Below are 15,974 nucleotides of genomic sequence, written 5' to 3' on the forward strand. Positions count from 1 at the left end.
CTATAAAAATCTCTTTTTTCTTACTCAATACTTACAAATTACTTACGCTCAAAATAGCGCTATAATTGAACAGATTGAGCATTTTATTTATCAAATACATTTCCAATCTTTACAATTAAAACCGAGAACTTTTTACAAGCAGAAAAGAGCTGCCATAAGTCAGTTTCACCGGCTTATGGCAGCTCCTCTTCATTTCATTTCATTTTATCGATGGATCCAAACTGCACCTGCAGACTTGTCTTCAGCTTGACCTACTACTTCAAACTTCAATCCTAGTTTAGGTAACTTACGTCCCGCATCTGGAATAACGCTGTTGATGTATTGCTTAGAATCATCAAATTTTGCAACTCCTGGTAATCCTTTGTAGTCAAAGATACCGCGAGTTGGTGAATTTACTTTCCATGCTGGCGTTTGATCAAATGAGAATGCCGCATCGGCAATTTGATAACGTGTACTGCTCTTCACAGTAGGTTGTCCGTTTAATGTTCCTACGAGTGCCTCTGGATGAGAATCTACTACTCCAAGGAACCCTTCACCTGGATGAACGCCTACCCAGTTATCTGTAAAGCTTTGATCCGCATACCATACAACCATTCCTGTATTAAATACTGGACCACGTGCATATTGTAATGCAGTATCAGACCCAGCGTAATTACGCCACTCGATATAGTAGTTATGTTTCTTCTGTTCAAATCCGTTAGACACAGTAAATCCTTTTAATGTCATTGCTGGCTGGCCTTCTGCGTCATCAGAGAAAACAACTTTTCCATCTACAGTTAATGCTGCATTGTCTAACGCAAATCCTTTATATGCTACTGCAATATCTGTTACATACTCAAATTGCAGTTTTACTTTCTTTCCTTTGAATTGATTTAAATCATATGATTTATCAATCCACTTACCATCCGTTGTATCTATACCGCCTTTTACATCTTTTTCGCCCATTCGATCAATGCGTGTCTTCGTTCCATCTTCTGCAATCGCATATACGTCAAGGAAATCATACTTCGCTTCCAGTTCGTAAAATGCCTTATAATCGAACTTGGCATCCGTTGCAGTCGTTAAGTCAAATACTGGTGTCTCAAGTGTTGTATGAATGTCATTTCCTTTCGTGCTGTAATAAAACTTCTTACCAAATGCTGACTCAATATTTTTTATATCTTTGTCTGGCAAGTTAACACGAATGATTCCTGGTCGTTTTGATTTTGTCACACTTTGATCTAAATACGTTGCAGTACCTATTCCCGTGCGAAGTTTATCATAATCTACCTCAACAATATTCGCCCAGTTCCCCTTCATATTTTTTTGGAAAAACTCTTTATTTTGCGGTGAGAAACTTGTTGGCTCTGTACCTGCAATTTTTCCAGCCCAGCTACCGCCGCTCATTAGGGACCATGATTCAACTGGTTCACCTTGTCCTGAATACTTTGTATCATATTCATCTGGCAACCCTAAATCATGACCATACTCATGTGCAAACACACCAACCGCTCCGTCTTCAGGCTCGATTGTATAATCGTATGCTGCCATCTTTCCGCCCCAGTTCGAAACAGAAGATTTTGTCCCATCAATCGCATATGGCTTCGATCCTAGTTTTGAACGATGAGACCAAATCGCATCATCTTTCAATTTACCACCGCCAGCTTCTTGACCCACGCCTGCATGTACTACCATTAAATGATCAATGATTCCATCTGGCTCATTTTTATTTCCATCACCATCTTGATCGTATTGATCAAATTGATCATAATCAGCTAAATTAATGCCTTTTGCTACTGCTGCTTTCAATGCTTCTTTCACAAAATCTTTTGGGCCTAAAGGACCTTTGTTGTCATGACCAGTTCCCGCATCAGCACCATAATCTGACGCTTTTCCTGGAACAGTAAGCCATTCTGTTACAGTTCCATCAACTGTGTAGCTTCCGCCAGATTGTTCTTCATAATATTGTTTAAATGTATTAATCTTCGATCCATCAAATAACGTAAATGGCTCATCACCAAATAACATTTTTTGATAATGTTCACGATTAAAGTCCTTAGAATACATATACCCCGGTTCTTGATCGATATTATTATGCTTAAAATCGCTAAATTCTACGAGTAATACAAGTACTTTATCTTTTCGAACAGCCCCATTGTACTCAGCTTGCTTCGCTGGTGTAGTTGGTACTTTTCCATTTAATTTTCCTGGGTTCAATCCTGCACTTTGCCCAGCTACTGGTCCTACTTCGGGCTGCTGCGCCTGTTCATTTTCCTGCATTTTTGTATCTTTTACTTTTTTCATAAAATCTGAAGCTTCTTGCGTAAGATTATCTCCTGTCAAGATTTCTTTTCCAGGGTTTTCCCCTTTCTTTTTCTCAACATATTTTTCGACAGCCTTTGATGTCTCAGCTTGTGATGCAGATTCATCAATTACTCCCCTTTGCTTCAGTGCTTCTGCCAATCGCTCCTCTGGTATTAAATGCTCATCAATTGGTAGAGATGGTGGCGCATCAGCATACGCTGCATGGCTTCCAAAAGCAAACGTACTACTTAGCACTGCTGCTGTTGTTAATACCGCTAAAGGTTTTAATTTCTTTTTCTTTCTCAATGTATTTCCTCCCCAGTGTCTGCAAATTATCGATTTTTGCCGATAGCAATATAATATTCGTTATAATACGAATATTCAATCTTTTTAAAGCACTAAAATGTTGAGAAATATTTTTTCTAGGATGAAAAACATAAAATAGGTAAATTCACAGGAAGTTCACTCTAGAATTTGTGGTTCTCTTTCCTCTTTTTTTCGAGTGAAATCTCATCTATACAAAAATGCCAATTCCTAAGTAGTAGCTAAGGAATTGGCATTTTTTTAACGAGAATGCTTTATGAATAAACGACTTGCTTCTTTTGGTACATAGAACTTACCATTGCTTTCTACAACAACACTTCCTAATTCATAATCTTTATTCTTAATACGAATTATATTTTTGTTAACAAATAATTGAGCTGTTACATTATTATGTTTTACTATGAGTACAGGGTTCGCTACATCAGTTTTATCTATTGTTACAGTTGCACCATTCTGCTTAAAAGCTAATTCACTCTCTACAAATAATTTGTTTGTTACTTCTTCTAAGTTAAAGCCCATCGCTTTCGCTATTGTCTTTGCAACGTCCGTGTTTTGAATCAAACCAACTGGCTTTTGAGGGCCGTATGAATATAAAAATACATCCTCACCAGTATGACCTCCTGTTGTAAAGCCTATGTTCGCACGGTTAGCCAATAATGTAGTGAAAATTGGACCTACGTCTATTTTCTTTTTAACCACTTTTAACCTTTCTTTTTCATCATAAGTTAAATTGTCCAACCCGTATAATTTAGCTACCTCTTCTACATTGGATAGATCAGATTTCAAATTATTGATAGCCCCTTCAAGTGTCATTTTCGCTTTTTTCAATGGATCAATATATGCAGAGACCGGCGTAGTATTATAACCTTTTGTCGTATTCATATTGCCAATAGAAATACCGCTATTACCATGGTCCGCTACGACGATTAGCATCGTATTACCATCTTTTTTTGCAAATCTTAATGCTTCTGCAACTGCATGATCAAATGCTAACACATCACTAATCATCCCAATTGGATCATTCACATGTGCTGCCCAGTCTGGCTTGCTTCCCTCCACAAATAAAAAGAATCCGTCTTTATCTTTTGATAACGTTTCAATTGCTTTTTCCGTCATTTGCGAAAGCGTTGGTTGCTTTGGATTTGTTGCTTCTCGGTCCATATCAAACGCTAAGGCATTATGTGAAAAAGAGCCCCAAATTTTATTAGATTTAGATTTCAATAATGCCTCTTTCGTTTCCACAAATTCGTATCCTTTGTTTTGAATTACTTCTATTAAATCTTCACCATCTTTTCGAATTCCACTACTTTTCACAGGGAGAAGTGCCGCTTTTCCCCCGCCTAATACGACATCTATATTTTGATACACTTGCTGCTCCGCGATCACTTCAAAATTTTTACGATTCACATGATGAGCGGAGAATCCAGCAGGAGTAGCATGCTGAATTTCAGCTGTGGCAACAATTCCAGTAGCGCGACCAGTACGTTTGGCACCTTCTAAAACATTGGCAACTGGCCGTAACTTGTCCTCTTCTTTTATTGGTTTTAGGCCAGGTGAACTCACAATAGTAGGTAATACCCCTACATATCCTGAATTCGATTTATTCCCCGTTGCTAAAGCTGTAGCTGCTGGAGCTGAGTCTGTTATAGCTGATTCCGCCGAATATGTACGAACTCCTCCTGTTACAATTCCATCTAATGCAAGTGGTTTCCCTTTATACAAGCGAGCTAATGTGGTTGCTGAAGAACTCGTTCCGTCCATAACCATCATGATTACATTTTTCGGTTGTTGTTCTACTTTTTTCACTTTCGCTTCCACCGTATGATCATCCATCATACTTTCAGTACATAACATACTTAGTGTTATCGTTCCTACTAACAGTAACTTCTTCATCTTTAAACCCAATACAAACATGATTGCGCCTCCATTAGTTTCACATTCATTTACATACAAAATTCTGACTGCCTACATATGTTTTATTAGTTCCCAATTTTTCTAAAGCTAACAATAGGAACTTTCTTATTCATTACATCTCGGTATAGTTCATCTATCTTATAAAGAAGATTTTTCATTATTAACTTGTTAAACAATAAATCCCCAATTGAATTAAATAAAAATTTATTGTTTAACAATAAATTTCGTGGTAAATTAATAAGATATTAAATAAATGAGGTGCTTTTTATGAAACAAGGATCAACACTCTTCCTAAAGACAGCTGTGATTCTAATGGGTATCCCTGTTCTTGCTATGTGCATTTTTTTAGTTCCTAAAATAGGAAACTTCGCCGCAGAATTATATCCTGATATTGCATATATTAAATATCTTGTATTTATCAACTTATACGCAACAGCAATACCTTATTACTTTGCGCTGTATCAAACATTCAAACTTTTAAACTATATTGATAAAAACAACGCATTCTCAGAGTTGTCTGTTAAAGCTTTAAAAAATATTAAGTACAGCGCACTAGCCATTAGTGTATTATATGTATTAGGTATGCCACTTTTCTATCTTGTGGCAGAGAGAGATGACGCCCCTGGTATTATTGTTATTGGAATGATTATAATTTTTGCTTCAATGGTAATCGCGGTCTTTGCTGCCGTTCTCCAAAGACTATTAAAAGATGCGATAGATATAAAATCAGAAAATGATTTAACGGTCTGAGGTGAATAAAATGGCAATTATTATTAATATTGATGTAATGTTAGCGAAAAGAAAAATGAGTGTAACAGAGCTTTCGGAGAAGGTTGGAATTACAATGGCTAACCTTTCGATCTTGAAAAATGGTAAAGCAAAAGCAGTCCGTTTTTCAACTTTAGAAGCCATTTGTAAAGCATTAGAATGCCAACCTGGGGATATTTTAGAATATCAACCAGAAGAAAGCGAATAAAAAGAGTCCTTCATACGAGAAGGACTCTTTTTATTGCACATTACGGCGCAAAACTAATTTGACCAGTAAACAATAAAATAATTGCGATGATCCAAAATATAAAAAATGATGAGGACAGTATTAACGAAAGAATAGCAATCCCCTTCTTCTCAGTTTTTTTCGCCATTGTAATGACAGAAAGTATGATACCTGCAACTGTCAGGGCAACTGTAACATAATCTCCCACTATATTACCTGCATTCGCTATCCTTGTCGGTGTAATAAATACGAACAGAAAACATAAAATGCCGATGAGTAAACATATGTAGCTTATTATACTGTACTTCTTTTTAGGACCTATTTCAGTTTTCATACTAATCCCCCCTTCTATATAGCTATAAGTTCATAGTAGCACAAATAACCATAATTTGGTTAAAACAAAAAAAGAGATACAGCGGAACTTCCGCTGTATCTCTTTTTTATTTAATAAATAAACCTGCGATTTCTTCTTTGTCATTATAAGTAATAATAAAGGTACGTTGTTCTTTACTGTACTTCGCTACAAGAATAACCGTATATAAACCATCTTTTTCTTCAATCGATTGTTTTTCAATTTTTTCAAATGTACCAGCTTTCTCAATTACAGGTGTAAGATCTTTCATTTTTTCTTCTGGTAATCCAGCTTTCATTTTACTATCAAATTTCTCATGCACTTCTTTATATTTTGCCTCATTTAATAATGATACAATTCCTTCCGCTTTTGAAATAATTTTTTTAGACGTACTTTCATCTACTTTATTACCGGTACATGCTACAAGTACAAACACCGCGATAGCACTTATAATAATAAGTAACATTTTTCTCATTTGAATACACCCTTTCTTTTTAAAATGAAACTATAACTAAAAGTGAGTAACGCAAAAATTGCTATTGAAACTTCTGACATAATAATCCCGCTTTTCCCTGGCACATATAGCGATATAATGCCAGCTAATGCATTTACAGTCCCATGGATGAGAATTGCATATACAACATAACGAAATTTCTTTTGGACAACAGCTTGCAATACAATGAAAGAAAGCCCAACATGCAATACCATCGCAAAGATGCGTTCAATACCACCGAGATAATAACTGTCACCATTTTGAATGACTGTTTGTGATAATAATAGGGATATTACTGGGATACCGACTATCAACACCGCCTCAATACCACCATGCCCTGCTCCAAATAAAAAACCAGACTGCCAATCTCGTTGCTTCATAAAATAACGCATTGCGATAAAACGAGCTATCTCTTCAAAAATTCCAGCTGATATACTAAGCAAAACTGCAAATAGTATAGGCTGCATAACAGAAAACATTTGAAAATCTGTGCTAGTTCCATTTAAATAATTTAGCATTGGTATGCGAATCAATATTTGTGATACAACAAAAGCCAATATACCTAACATATATGGAATATAGCGTTTCTTCCAAAAAGCATATAAAAGTGCTATAAGCGGTAAACCAAAGCTAATCATTGTTGTAAAAATAAGACCATTCATCTCGCTTCACCTCTTACTTGAAGTGTATAAAATTGAGTGAAGAAAGTATGTAGTTATTTCTTATTCGGTTTCCTTTTCATCATAGATGGTCATTTCATCTCATTTAATATAAATGTTTGTGTGAAATAAGGACTTACATAAGTTGTTTCTAACGTCGCATTATTTGTTTTATTTATGATTCGTTTTAACGAAAATAGCCCGTACCCTCTAGCACCTTCTTTACTTGAATGGTTTTTCTCATAAATTTTTTGTAAATCAATCGCTTCACCCTTTGAACTATTACGCACGATAAAATATTGTCGTGAATCCATTTCAAAGAATGCGATTTGTAATATCTTTTCCTCACTACATACTGCTTCCTCAATTGCATTATCTACTAAAACTGAAATGATACGAATAAATGAAATAATCGTCATCGAAACACTTTCAATGTTCTCTGGTATATCAAGCATTACTTTTATTTGTTGCTGCTGAGCAGTGCTAACTTTTGCTCTTAATACGCTTCTTACTTCAGGAATTTGTATGCGAGATAATTTTGCGATATCAAGTTCATGATCATTTATTGTTTTTAATGTGGGAGCAATAACATCGTAGTACACTTGCTCAATTTCTTTCACATTTTTTGTACGTATTCCTTCTTCTAACGATAGTAATACATTCATATAATCATGACGAAAACTAGCAAGCTCATCATGCATATCCTCTAATTTTTCCACATAATCTAATAACTCTTTATCTAAACGTTTTTCATGCTCTTCTCGTAACTTTTCTTTCGATAAATGTGAGCTTATTAGTACAATGATTAGTAATAATAAAAAAATAATAATCGCTGAATTATAACTTACTTCACTGTATTGTTGATTTATTTTTGCTAAAAACTCAGTTGACGGCTGAGTTAAAATTAGTTCAATAATAAACCCGATCATTAATAATATATAAGTTACATAGTATAACGGACTACTTACTATATATTGAGCGATTTTTTGAATTCTTTTTCGCGCTACTAAAATACCGATAAAAGTAAGGATTGATACGATAAGATGAATAATACTACCTGTCCATAAATATAAATTGAATGGCGTTAACATAAAGATTTTCATCCCTAAATCTAATAGCAACATTTTCACTAACGTTATAATCACCATACTCACCAGTGCAAAATATACATTATGCTTAAATTTCAATTCATTTTGCATTAATCCTAAACTTATTAAAAATAACACAATCGTACTATTCAATTCTGGATATCTCGTTACTGTTACAACAATAGCAAGTAAAATAATGAATACCGTACTTAAAGCTATTAACATTCTAACTGACAATCTGTTGTATCGGATTAATTGTATATATAAAAACGTATGACACATACTAGTAAGCAGTATTGCAAATAAATCATAAATATACATTACATCTCACCCTTTAACATGTTACGTACTTTACTCACTAAACGCCGTGACACTGGAATGCGTTTCCCGCTTTTTAAAACTATCATTTTTTGTTTCGCATCGTAAGAAGACATTTGCTTCGTATTCACGATATATGACTGATGGCAACGAAATAAACGTTCATCTATTATTTCTATCTCCTTTAATGCTCCATAAAAATAAACGATTCGATCTAACGTCACTAATGCTAACCGGTGCGGTTCATCAGTCATAACATATTCAACTTCATGAAAAGGAACCCGCACAGTGGCATTACTATTTGCAACGATAAAGTCATCCGACGGAATAATATGCTTATTTCTTGCTTCATATTGAAGTAAACATTGTTCAAAAACTTTATATCTCTCCTCGTATGGCAACCCTTTATCAATAAAAGTTAAAGCTGATACCATGTATTGATATGAAATAGGTGCAAATTCAGAATGCGTCGTTACAAACACAATAATTCCTTGCGTATCATACTTTCGTATCTCTTGTGCTACTTGTAACCCTTTACGCTCTTCCCTTTTAATCTCTATATCTAAAAAATAGATTGGAACATACTTCGCCTTCGGAATATTAGTAATAATATTTTCACTTTTACTAGTCACCTCAATAAAATCAAAAGGCAACATATATTTCTCACAAATCTCTTCAACTAACCGCTTCATTTGCTGTGCTTGTATAACATCGTCTTCTAAAATGAAAATACTCATGTAATCACTCGCTTTATTGGAATCTTTTCATCTATAGATTTATCTATAAATATATAATTCAAATTATAATAATATTCTCCTTCTCATTAATTGAAATAATTAATCTGCTATTACATAGAGAAACCTCAACTTTTCAAACAAAAAGTTGAGGTTTTCTTCAAATCAATTTATAACTAAATCCGCCCAATCCTTCGGCAATTCCGTTTCTAAGTAATAATCCTCTGCTTTCCAATACCTATTCTCAAACTTTGAAAGGTTTTTCTGTGTTTTCTTACTCTCGCGTAGAAATCTTGTCTCTCTTGGACAATCCAAGTACACCATATAATGAAAGAAATCTCTCCATTCTTTTCGCTGTAGAAAAACACCTTCAATTACAATTACGCCTACTATGGGAATCTGTACTTTCTTCATTTCACATGAGTCTACCTCATCATTATAGAACGGTAATTTCAGTCTCGTTTCATTTTGTAACTTTTGAAAAAACTTTTGCCGAAGCCACTCAATATCCCATTGCAAATAATAATATTCATACCATTCTTCAAATCCGGTATCATAGCGTTTATTACGCTCCACTATATGATCATCAATATGAAAAATATGAAACGGAATGCTTTCCTGTTTCATATTTTCCTTTAAATTTGCAACAAATGTTGTTTTTCCTGAACGACTTAAACCATCTATACCTAAAATGAACCTATTTTCTTTATGCTTCTTCATAACATTTATCAATTCACTCGTACTCATTATTTCTTCCACTCTTCTTTTAATAAAGAATATAAAATCGTATCATGCGCAACTCCATTTTGAATCATATGTTTTCGAAGTAATCCTTCTTCTTGAAATCCTGCTTTACTTAATAATTTTTGAGAAGCTTTATTCTCTACATATACAACAGCAGCAATTCTTATAAGTTGCAACGTTTCAAACCCGTAAGCTAAAATCGCCTGTAACGCTTCCGAGGCGTATCCTTGTCCCCAATATGTATCGTCTAATTCATAACCAATTTCAGCTCGCTTATGATGATGGTTAATTAAATGAAAACCGCACGTTCCGATTAATTGGCCCGTCCCCTTTTTCTCTATTCCCCAGCGAAATACACTTCCCTCTTCATAACGATTTTTAAACGTTTGAATCGTTGTTTTCGCTTGCTCAATATTTTCGAAAGAATCCATTCCGAAATAACGTATTACAGATTCTTTTGAAAAATAATGGAACATCGTTTCTGCATCTAACAGTGTTAGTTCTCTTAATTGTAAACGTTCTGTTTCTAGTTTCGGAAATCCCATCTCTTTTTCTCCTTCTATTCTAATGAACTGCAAATTTCAATATAATTTCCATCTGGATCAGCAATATATGCAATGGTTTGCCCCCACGGCTTTACAATTGGTTCAACTAAAACCTTAATACCTTGTTCTCTAAGTTGCTCAATCGTTTCTTGTACATTTTTGACAACGAATCCTAATTCAAAATGAGAAGATTGTAACTCGCCTTCTGTAAGTGGTAATCCTGTTAATTCTTTCACATCTTGCCGCGTATTCATTGCTAATATTGTAGATCCCGTATTAAATTCAATATATGTACCGTGCTCTGATTTTATAGGTAACTGTAAAATATCTTTATAGAATTTTAAACATTCCTCAAACTTTTCTACATATAAAATGATGTACTTCATTTTCAAATTCATTTTACATCCCCCTTTATATCCATCCCTAAAATTTCGACAAAAGTCTCATAAAAACCTTGTTTCCTATAGTAACGAGCACAAAAAAATGAGGCCGATTTCTCGGCCTCCCAGCTTATTGGCATAAAACAGGAGATTTGGTTTGGACATAACCAGTTCGTACTCTTATTATATTTTATTTTTTCTGAATTTTAAATACATTAAACACCTATTTATATTGAGAAAGTTTTTTCGCTTGCATAAAATTAATGAGTTTAAGAAATGCTACAAATGGAGGTGTATACATATGGAACCAATGCTATGTCCAAGTTGTAAAACGAACCGTACTCGCTTTAATATTCTTGAGCAACAAGTAAAACCAGTCAAATTAAATCCACAAACTGGTCAAGTAGAAGAAGAATATACAAATGAAACGATGAATGCTTTTCATATGGCCTATCAAGGACCTACTTACAGAGTCCAATGCGCTGTATGTGGGCTTGTTGAAAATCCTGAACAATTTATTAAACCTGCTCAAAATCAGTCTTTCTAATAAAAACATGATTATCCCTTGTAGAAATAGATTTTTCTATAAGGGATTTTTTCGTTTTATACTTTAATAAAAAACGTGTTTCTTCCTTATTATAAGTTACACCCCACATCTTTTTAGTCATCTTTTATTTTTTGATCCTCAATATGAATCTTTTTTCTTCATTTATTATTTTCAGGATAAATTGCGGCTTTGATATTGTTAATTTTATGCCTTCATATAGATTTTTATTATATAAAAAAGAGTGAGCAAAAATACGATTATATAGAAACAAAAGAAGTTGATTCCCATATTATTACCTCTTTACAAAATCAACTTCTTTTAAACTCCACTTTTTATTATAATATTTCACTTTTTAATTTCTTGATTTTCCAAGAAAGTCTTATAAAGAAGTACATCCACATACCACCTGTAAGACCGGTCATAACTTTCGCCCACATTGGCACTCTTGATTCCATCGGGCTTAAAAACAGATTATACATTGATGGTAATAAACTTGCTGATATAATAACAAGGAATAACAATAATTCATTTAGTTTTTGTATCCTCGTCTCCTTTTCTGAGTAAATATCAGGCAATTCATTTACTTCTTCTACTTCTTTACAAAAATAATTCCATCTTGTGAAACTTGTTACGCGTTTCCAACCTGACATTTCGTATATTTCGAAATACTCTTGTTGTTGTTCTTTCGAATCTCTATAAACCAATCTAAAATCAGCTTTGTATATTACATCTTTTGGCTCCGTTTTCTGAAACGTATACATTAAATTATATTTTTGTAATGCCCAACCTTGCTGATGCATCTTTCGTAAAAAAGCTTCTTCTTTTTCTAAATTCCATGCCGTAAAAAACTTGAATACCCTTTTTGTCTCCATCTTCCATTCACTCCCCTAATATACTATTCCCATTCCTTACAGATCTCTGCAACCTGTTATACTCTAGCTCTAACACTTCTTTACCAAGTGGCGTTAACTCATAGCACTTCTTTCTATCTGTTGAGGCAACTTCAACAATTAATTTCTCTTTTAATAACTTCGTCGTATTCCCGTATAAAGTTCCAGGACCGAGCTTTACTTCTCCATTTGTCATCTCTTCTACCATTTGCATAATTCCATAACCGTGCATTGGTTTCACTAGTGATAACAGTATGTAATATGTCGCCTCAGTTAACGGAATATATTTTCTCGCTTTCGTATTCATTATAACCACCTCCGATACATCGCCTCATGATATATCGACTCGCGATACATCGTATACCGATATTATATATTCACACTCCAAAATATGCAAGAGTATAATTTAATAATTGAATATTTATTTCTTTGAATTGAAAAATCATATAAATTTTCTGAATAATTTGTTAAAATATAGAAATATCCGTTTATATTTTGAAAGGAATGATACATATGATAAATAAATTGAAGGAAAATATAGGATCAGTTTTTGTAGGTAAAGAAAATGTTATAGATCTATTAATTGTTTCCTTGCTTGCTGACGGTCATGTACTTCTTGAGGATGTACCTGGTACTGGGAAAACGTTACTTGCGAAAACACTTTCAAAAAGTATTGGTGGTAATTTTTCTCGCGTTCAATTTACACCGGATGTACTTCCGAGTGATGTGACAGGTATTGAATATTTCAATCTGAAAACGAGCGAATTCGAGTTAAGACTCGGACCAGTCGTGGCAAACATTCTACTGGCAGATGAAATTAACCGTGCAATGCCGAGAACACAGTCTAGTTTATTAGAAGCGATGGAAGAACGACAAGTGACGCTTGAAAAGCAGTCAACTCCTCTTCCAAAACCGTTCTTTGTTATTGCGACGCAAAATCCAATTGAATCACAAGGAACGTTCCCTCTTCCAGATGCACAGCTTGATCGCTTTTTAATGACAATTTCTATAGGTTATCCGAATTCTGAAGATGAACTACAAATGATGCGACGTTTTCGTAACGATGCACCACTAGAAAGTGTCACATCTGTTATTACTTTAGATGATATTTTAGAGGCACAGAAACGAGTAAAAGAGATTTTCGTATCAGAACCGTTAGAACATTACATTATTAAACTTGCTCATGCTACAAGAAATCATGATTATATCGCTAACGGTGTAAGTCCGCGTGCCACACTTGCTTTAGTACGTGCAGTTCAAGCGCTAGCCTTTTTACGCGGGAGAGAATATTGCACACCAGAAGATATACAATTGTTAGTTCCTTCTGTTTGGAATCACCGTATCATCTTATCAATGGAAGGCGCATTACGTACGACAAAAAATGAAATGATGCAAAAGATTTTAAAAGAGGTTGACGTACCAGTGGAGATTGAGCAAACATGAATGGACAGCGCGTTGTAACTGTACCTTTATTTTTTCAACTTCATATTATTCAACTATCTGTTCCAGGCGCGATACTATTTACATTTTTTATGCCGCAACGAATCATTATGTTTTTCTTTTTCTTCTACTATTTATTTGCGATTTTCATTTATAAATATGTCGCATATATAGAGAAACAGTTTCAAGTGCTAAACGAGAAACAAACAACTCGTTTATTTCCTAATGAATCTGGACAATTTTTTATTCATTTAAAAAACGGAGCAAACATACCACTCGTTAACGGTGTTTGTTATTTTCATTTAGACCCGTCCCTACTACCGAATAAAGATCAAGGAATTGAACAAATATCAAAAACACTATTCTCTTTCCCATTTTCACAACCTGCTCATTCAGCGCAAAAATGGGATTTATCATTAACTGCAACGAAGCGTGGCGTGTTTCAAATTGAACAGTTCGAATGTGTTTTGAAAGATCCTTTTCATTTATTATCTGTACATTTACCTGTATTTGATAAATTAAGAACTGAAATTATTGTGTATCCATCACCTAAAGAAGTAACAGATTTGCAAGAACTTCAGCAACTTTTAAATGGATCTTATCGAACGAATTTTTCTTTTTACAATGATGAAACATCTATTATCGGTGTGAAACGGTACGAACGTGAGTCTTTCCGTTCCATTCATTGGAAAGCATCTGCCAAAATGCAGGAATTACAAGCAAAGCAATATGAGCCTGTTAAAAATTATAGTTGGACAATTTGTCTTTCATTAGCTGCTGATCGCGGGTTTAGTTGGAAAGATAATATAGAAGACCTTATTTCATTTGCAACATACATTTGTCAATATGCTACGAAGCATCAAATACCGTTTGAATTATTTATTAGTGTATTAGCTGAAGGTGGCCCTCTGCACTTACCATTAAATGAAGGACAAACACATTACGCAAAAGCTTTAGAGGAATTGGCACGTATTTCAGACGATAGCACACTAATTCCGAAACAAGGATTTCTCCATTATACAAATAGAAAAGGAGAACGATCGTCTACAATGATTTACATTGGCTTGCAGAAGAATGACCTCTCTCTTCTATCGCAACCTACGTTTCTCATAAATAACGAAGGGATGGTGGAAAAGCTTGAAAACTTGGCTCTATCACGTTAATGACTTTATTCTGCTGCTCCTCCTTTCGTTATTAACAGAAAGGGACGAACTTGTTGCTATTGCTATATTTTTAGCACTAAGCTATATTGGTGTATTTCTAATCCATACATTCACGAAGAAAAAAACAACAGGATTTGTCATACTGTTAATGACTCAAATAATCGGTTGTTCTATCTTTCTCCCGTTCTCTCTATTTGGCACAATTATGTTACCGCTTTTCTTCTTTATCGTACATGTAGTTGGACCAGGATACCCAGTTCAAAAATCGTTTGGTGGTATTGTTTGGTTTGGTGTTTCAGCTATATTTTATGCGCCTTTTCCACCACTCGGGAAACTATTACTATTAGTTATACACATTATGATTACATTTTGGTTAACTGGAGCAAATCGTAATCAACAGTTATTACGTTTCGCTTCTATTATTACGATTGGTGTAATGAGTATAGTACTTATTCAAGTGTTTCCTTTCATTCGGCTTGTTTTTTCATTTATCATAGAAGCAGTTGCATTAGGGTTCGGATACGCTATCAATCCATTATTTTCAGCAGCCGTGTTAAAAGAAACAGATGATTTTTGGTCGAATAAAGGAAATCTAAAAGACCCTACAATTAAGGATGATTTGGAGCCACGTTCTTTTGATCCAACTCTTATAAATAGCATTACCATATTAGTTTGTACACTCATTGCTATTTATGTCGTTTGGAAAATAATAAAAAAACGAAAACAATTCAGTTTACCAAATATACCTGTCTTTGAATCTACTATCATCACTGATAAAGAAGGAATGAGCCAAAAACGTTTGAAACGAAACAAACCGCCACATAACGAAATTCGAAAAGAGATTTTTAAGCTTGAAAGTAAGTTAACTCCCCCTTTAAATAGAAATCGAGGAGAAACTATTGAGGCATGGTTAGATAGAATAAATAGTGAAGAAGATGTAAATATTCAGAGTCATATTATTATTAATGCTTATAATACAGTGCGTTATTCAAATGAGGAAAACATCGTACTTTTGCAGGAATTTAAGGATGAAATTCATAAGCTTTACATGTATCAGAAGGATTTAAAGAAAAGGAAAAAATAATACAACAAAAAGACTCCTATTT

The 15,974-nt window shown here is 34.2% G+C and carries 18 protein-coding genes; 6 read left to right on the forward strand and 12 right to left on the reverse strand.

Annotated elements, in window-relative coordinates; all coding sequences use genetic code 11:
• Positions 1–204: 204 nt before the first annotated feature.
• Both NST14_RS15125 and NST14_RS15130 read right to left on the reverse strand, forming a co-directional pair.
• Positions 205–2,589 carry an immune inhibitor A domain-containing protein gene (locus tag NST14_RS15125; RefSeq protein WP_229142778.1) on the reverse strand — a complete coding sequence of 795 codons (2,385 nt, stop codon included), beginning with the start codon at positions 2,587–2,589 and terminating at the stop codon, positions 205–207.
• Between the two features lie 258 nt (positions 2,590–2,847).
• Positions 2,848–4,521 (reverse strand): alkaline phosphatase, encoded by a 1,674-nt coding sequence (locus NST14_RS15130; RefSeq protein WP_229142779.1) that lies wholly within the window; start codon positions 4,519–4,521, stop codon positions 2,848–2,850.
• Between the two features lie 267 nt (positions 4,522–4,788).
• Here NST14_RS15130 and NST14_RS15135 point away from each other — a divergent pair, with 267 nt between their 5' ends.
• Positions 4,789–5,271 (forward strand): DUF2975 domain-containing protein, encoded by a 483-nt coding sequence (locus NST14_RS15135; protein WP_000809098.1) that lies wholly within the window; start codon positions 4,789–4,791, stop codon positions 5,269–5,271.
• Positions 5,272–5,281: 10 nt separating this feature from the next.
• Entirely contained in the window at positions 5,282–5,497 is a 216-nt protein-coding gene (locus NST14_RS15140) for a helix-turn-helix domain-containing protein (protein ID WP_000974621.1), read from the forward strand.
• Between the two features lie 40 nt (positions 5,498–5,537).
• On the opposite strand, the gene NST14_RS15145 is transcribed toward NST14_RS15140, so the two are convergent.
• From NST14_RS15145 to NST14_RS15180, 8 genes are all read right to left on the reverse strand, one after another.
• Positions 5,538–5,849 carry a hypothetical protein gene (locus tag NST14_RS15145; RefSeq protein ID WP_000845529.1) on the reverse strand — a complete coding sequence of 104 codons (312 nt, stop codon included), beginning with the start codon at positions 5,847–5,849 and terminating at the stop codon, positions 5,538–5,540.
• A gap of 106 nt (positions 5,850–5,955) precedes the next feature.
• Positions 5,956–6,342: a DUF3887 domain-containing protein gene (locus tag NST14_RS15150; protein ID WP_001230588.1), complete on the reverse strand. Its 387-nt coding sequence runs from the start codon at positions 6,340–6,342 to the stop codon at positions 5,956–5,958.
• Positions 6,339–7,022: a YhfC family intramembrane metalloprotease gene (locus tag NST14_RS15155; RefSeq protein ID WP_001013699.1), complete on the reverse strand. Its 684-nt coding sequence runs from the start codon at positions 7,020–7,022 to the stop codon at positions 6,339–6,341. The genes NST14_RS15150 and NST14_RS15155 overlap by 4 nt, the downstream gene beginning before the upstream one ends.
• Before the next feature lie 89 nt (positions 7,023–7,111).
• The gene (locus NST14_RS15160) at positions 7,112–8,428 is read right to left on the reverse strand and encodes a GHKL domain-containing protein (RefSeq protein ID WP_061130954.1); all 1,317 of its coding nucleotides are present in this window, start codon (positions 8,426–8,428) and stop codon (positions 7,112–7,114) included.
• Positions 8,428–9,162, reverse strand: coding sequence for a response regulator transcription factor (locus tag NST14_RS15165; protein ID WP_000021630.1), 735 nt, complete (start codon positions 9,160–9,162; stop codon positions 8,428–8,430). Before NST14_RS15165 ends, NST14_RS15160 begins: the two co-directional genes overlap by 1 nt.
• A gap of 162 nt (positions 9,163–9,324) precedes the next feature.
• Positions 9,325–9,906: a kinase gene (locus NST14_RS15170; protein ID WP_000107742.1), complete on the reverse strand. Its 582-nt coding sequence runs from the start codon at positions 9,904–9,906 to the stop codon at positions 9,325–9,327.
• Positions 9,906–10,448, reverse strand: a complete 543-nt coding sequence (locus NST14_RS15175) for a GNAT family N-acetyltransferase (RefSeq protein ID WP_000506659.1) — start codon at positions 10,446–10,448, stop codon at positions 9,906–9,908. Before NST14_RS15175 ends, NST14_RS15170 begins: the two co-directional genes overlap by 1 nt.
• Before the next feature lie 14 nt (positions 10,449–10,462).
• A complete protein-coding gene (locus NST14_RS15180; RefSeq protein ID WP_001049851.1) occupies positions 10,463–10,846 on the reverse strand; it encodes a VOC family protein in 384 nt (127 codons plus the stop codon).
• A 283-nt stretch (positions 10,847–11,129) separates the two neighbouring features.
• Here NST14_RS15180 and NST14_RS15185 point away from each other — a divergent pair, with 283 nt between their 5' ends.
• Positions 11,130–11,375 (forward strand): hypothetical protein, encoded by a 246-nt coding sequence (locus tag NST14_RS15185; protein WP_000433609.1) that lies wholly within the window; start codon positions 11,130–11,132, stop codon positions 11,373–11,375.
• 335 nt (positions 11,376–11,710) lie between these two features.
• Here NST14_RS15185 and NST14_RS15190 read toward each other — a convergent pair whose 3' ends face one another.
• A complete protein-coding gene (locus NST14_RS15190) occupies positions 11,711–12,247 on the reverse strand; it encodes a DUF2812 domain-containing protein (protein WP_000448685.1) in 537 nt (178 codons plus the stop codon).
• A gap of 7 nt (positions 12,248–12,254) precedes the next feature.
• Complete coding sequence (locus NST14_RS15195) at positions 12,255–12,572, reverse strand: PadR family transcriptional regulator (protein WP_001092642.1); 318 nt, start codon at positions 12,570–12,572, stop codon at positions 12,255–12,257.
• Positions 12,573–12,778: 206 nt separating this feature from the next.
• On the opposite strand from NST14_RS15195, the gene NST14_RS15200 reads away from it, so the two are divergent.
• From NST14_RS15200 to NST14_RS15210, 3 genes are read left to right on the forward strand one after another with little or no spacing between them, the layout of a single operon-like run.
• Positions 12,779–13,708 (forward strand): AAA family ATPase, encoded by a 930-nt coding sequence (locus NST14_RS15200; protein ID WP_103102620.1) that lies wholly within the window; start codon positions 12,779–12,781, stop codon positions 13,706–13,708.
• Positions 13,705–14,868 (forward strand): DUF58 domain-containing protein, encoded by a 1,164-nt coding sequence (locus NST14_RS15205; RefSeq protein ID WP_229142780.1) that lies wholly within the window; start codon positions 13,705–13,707, stop codon positions 14,866–14,868. The genes NST14_RS15200 and NST14_RS15205 overlap by 4 nt, the downstream gene beginning before the upstream one ends.
• The gene (locus NST14_RS15210) at positions 14,843–15,952 is read left to right on the forward strand and encodes a DUF4018 domain-containing protein (RefSeq protein ID WP_103102619.1); all 1,110 of its coding nucleotides are present in this window, start codon (positions 14,843–14,845) and stop codon (positions 15,950–15,952) included. Before NST14_RS15205 ends, NST14_RS15210 begins: the two co-directional genes overlap by 26 nt.
• The last annotated feature ends 22 nt before the right edge of the window (positions 15,953–15,974 follow it).

Origin of the sequence: Bacillus sp. FSL W8-0519 (assembly GCF_038005585.1) — a bacterium.
Classification (GTDB): Bacteria; Bacillota; Bacilli; order Bacillales; family Bacillaceae_G; genus Bacillus_A; species Bacillus_A paranthracis.

Excerpts from the sequence above, each read along its gene's own strand:
- NST14_RS15130 (WP_229142779.1), bottom strand. The coding sequence starts at position 4,521 with ATGTTTGTATTGGGTTTAAAGATGAAGAAGTTACTGTTAGTAGGAACG.
- NST14_RS15135 (WP_000809098.1), top strand. The coding sequence starts at position 4,789 with ATGAAACAAGGATCAACACTCTTCCTAAAGACAGCTGTGATTCTAATG.
- NST14_RS15140 (WP_000974621.1), top strand. The coding sequence starts at position 5,282 with ATGGCAATTATTATTAATATTGATGTAATGTTAGCGAAAAGAAAAATG.
- NST14_RS15145 (WP_000845529.1), bottom strand. The coding sequence starts at position 5,849 with ATGAAAACTGAAATAGGTCCTAAAAAGAAGTACAGTATAATAAGCTAC.
- NST14_RS15150 (WP_001230588.1), bottom strand. The coding sequence starts at position 6,342 with ATGAGAAAAATGTTACTTATTATTATAAGTGCTATCGCGGTGTTTGTA.
- NST14_RS15155 (WP_001013699.1), bottom strand. The coding sequence starts at position 7,022 with ATGAATGGTCTTATTTTTACAACAATGATTAGCTTTGGTTTACCGCTT.
- NST14_RS15160 (WP_061130954.1), bottom strand. The coding sequence starts at position 8,428 with ATGTATATTTATGATTTATTTGCAATACTGCTTACTAGTATGTGTCAT.
- NST14_RS15165 (WP_000021630.1), bottom strand. The coding sequence starts at position 9,162 with ATGAGTATTTTCATTTTAGAAGACGATGTTATACAAGCACAGCAAATG.
- NST14_RS15170 (WP_000107742.1), bottom strand. The coding sequence starts at position 9,906 with ATGAGTACGAGTGAATTGATAAATGTTATGAAGAAGCATAAAGAAAAT.
- NST14_RS15175 (WP_000506659.1), bottom strand. The coding sequence starts at position 10,448 with ATGGGATTTCCGAAACTAGAAACAGAACGTTTACAATTAAGAGAACTA.
- NST14_RS15180 (WP_001049851.1), bottom strand. The coding sequence starts at position 10,846 with ATGAATTTGAAAATGAAGTACATCATTTTATATGTAGAAAAGTTTGAG.
- NST14_RS15185 (WP_000433609.1), top strand. The coding sequence starts at position 11,130 with ATGGAACCAATGCTATGTCCAAGTTGTAAAACGAACCGTACTCGCTTT.
- NST14_RS15190 (WP_000448685.1), bottom strand. The coding sequence starts at position 12,247 with ATGGAGACAAAAAGGGTATTCAAGTTTTTTACGGCATGGAATTTAGAA.
- NST14_RS15195 (WP_001092642.1), bottom strand. The coding sequence starts at position 12,572 with ATGAATACGAAAGCGAGAAAATATATTCCGTTAACTGAGGCGACATAT.
- NST14_RS15200 (WP_103102620.1), top strand. The coding sequence starts at position 12,779 with ATGATAAATAAATTGAAGGAAAATATAGGATCAGTTTTTGTAGGTAAA.
- NST14_RS15205 (WP_229142780.1), top strand. The coding sequence starts at position 13,705 with ATGAATGGACAGCGCGTTGTAACTGTACCTTTATTTTTTCAACTTCAT.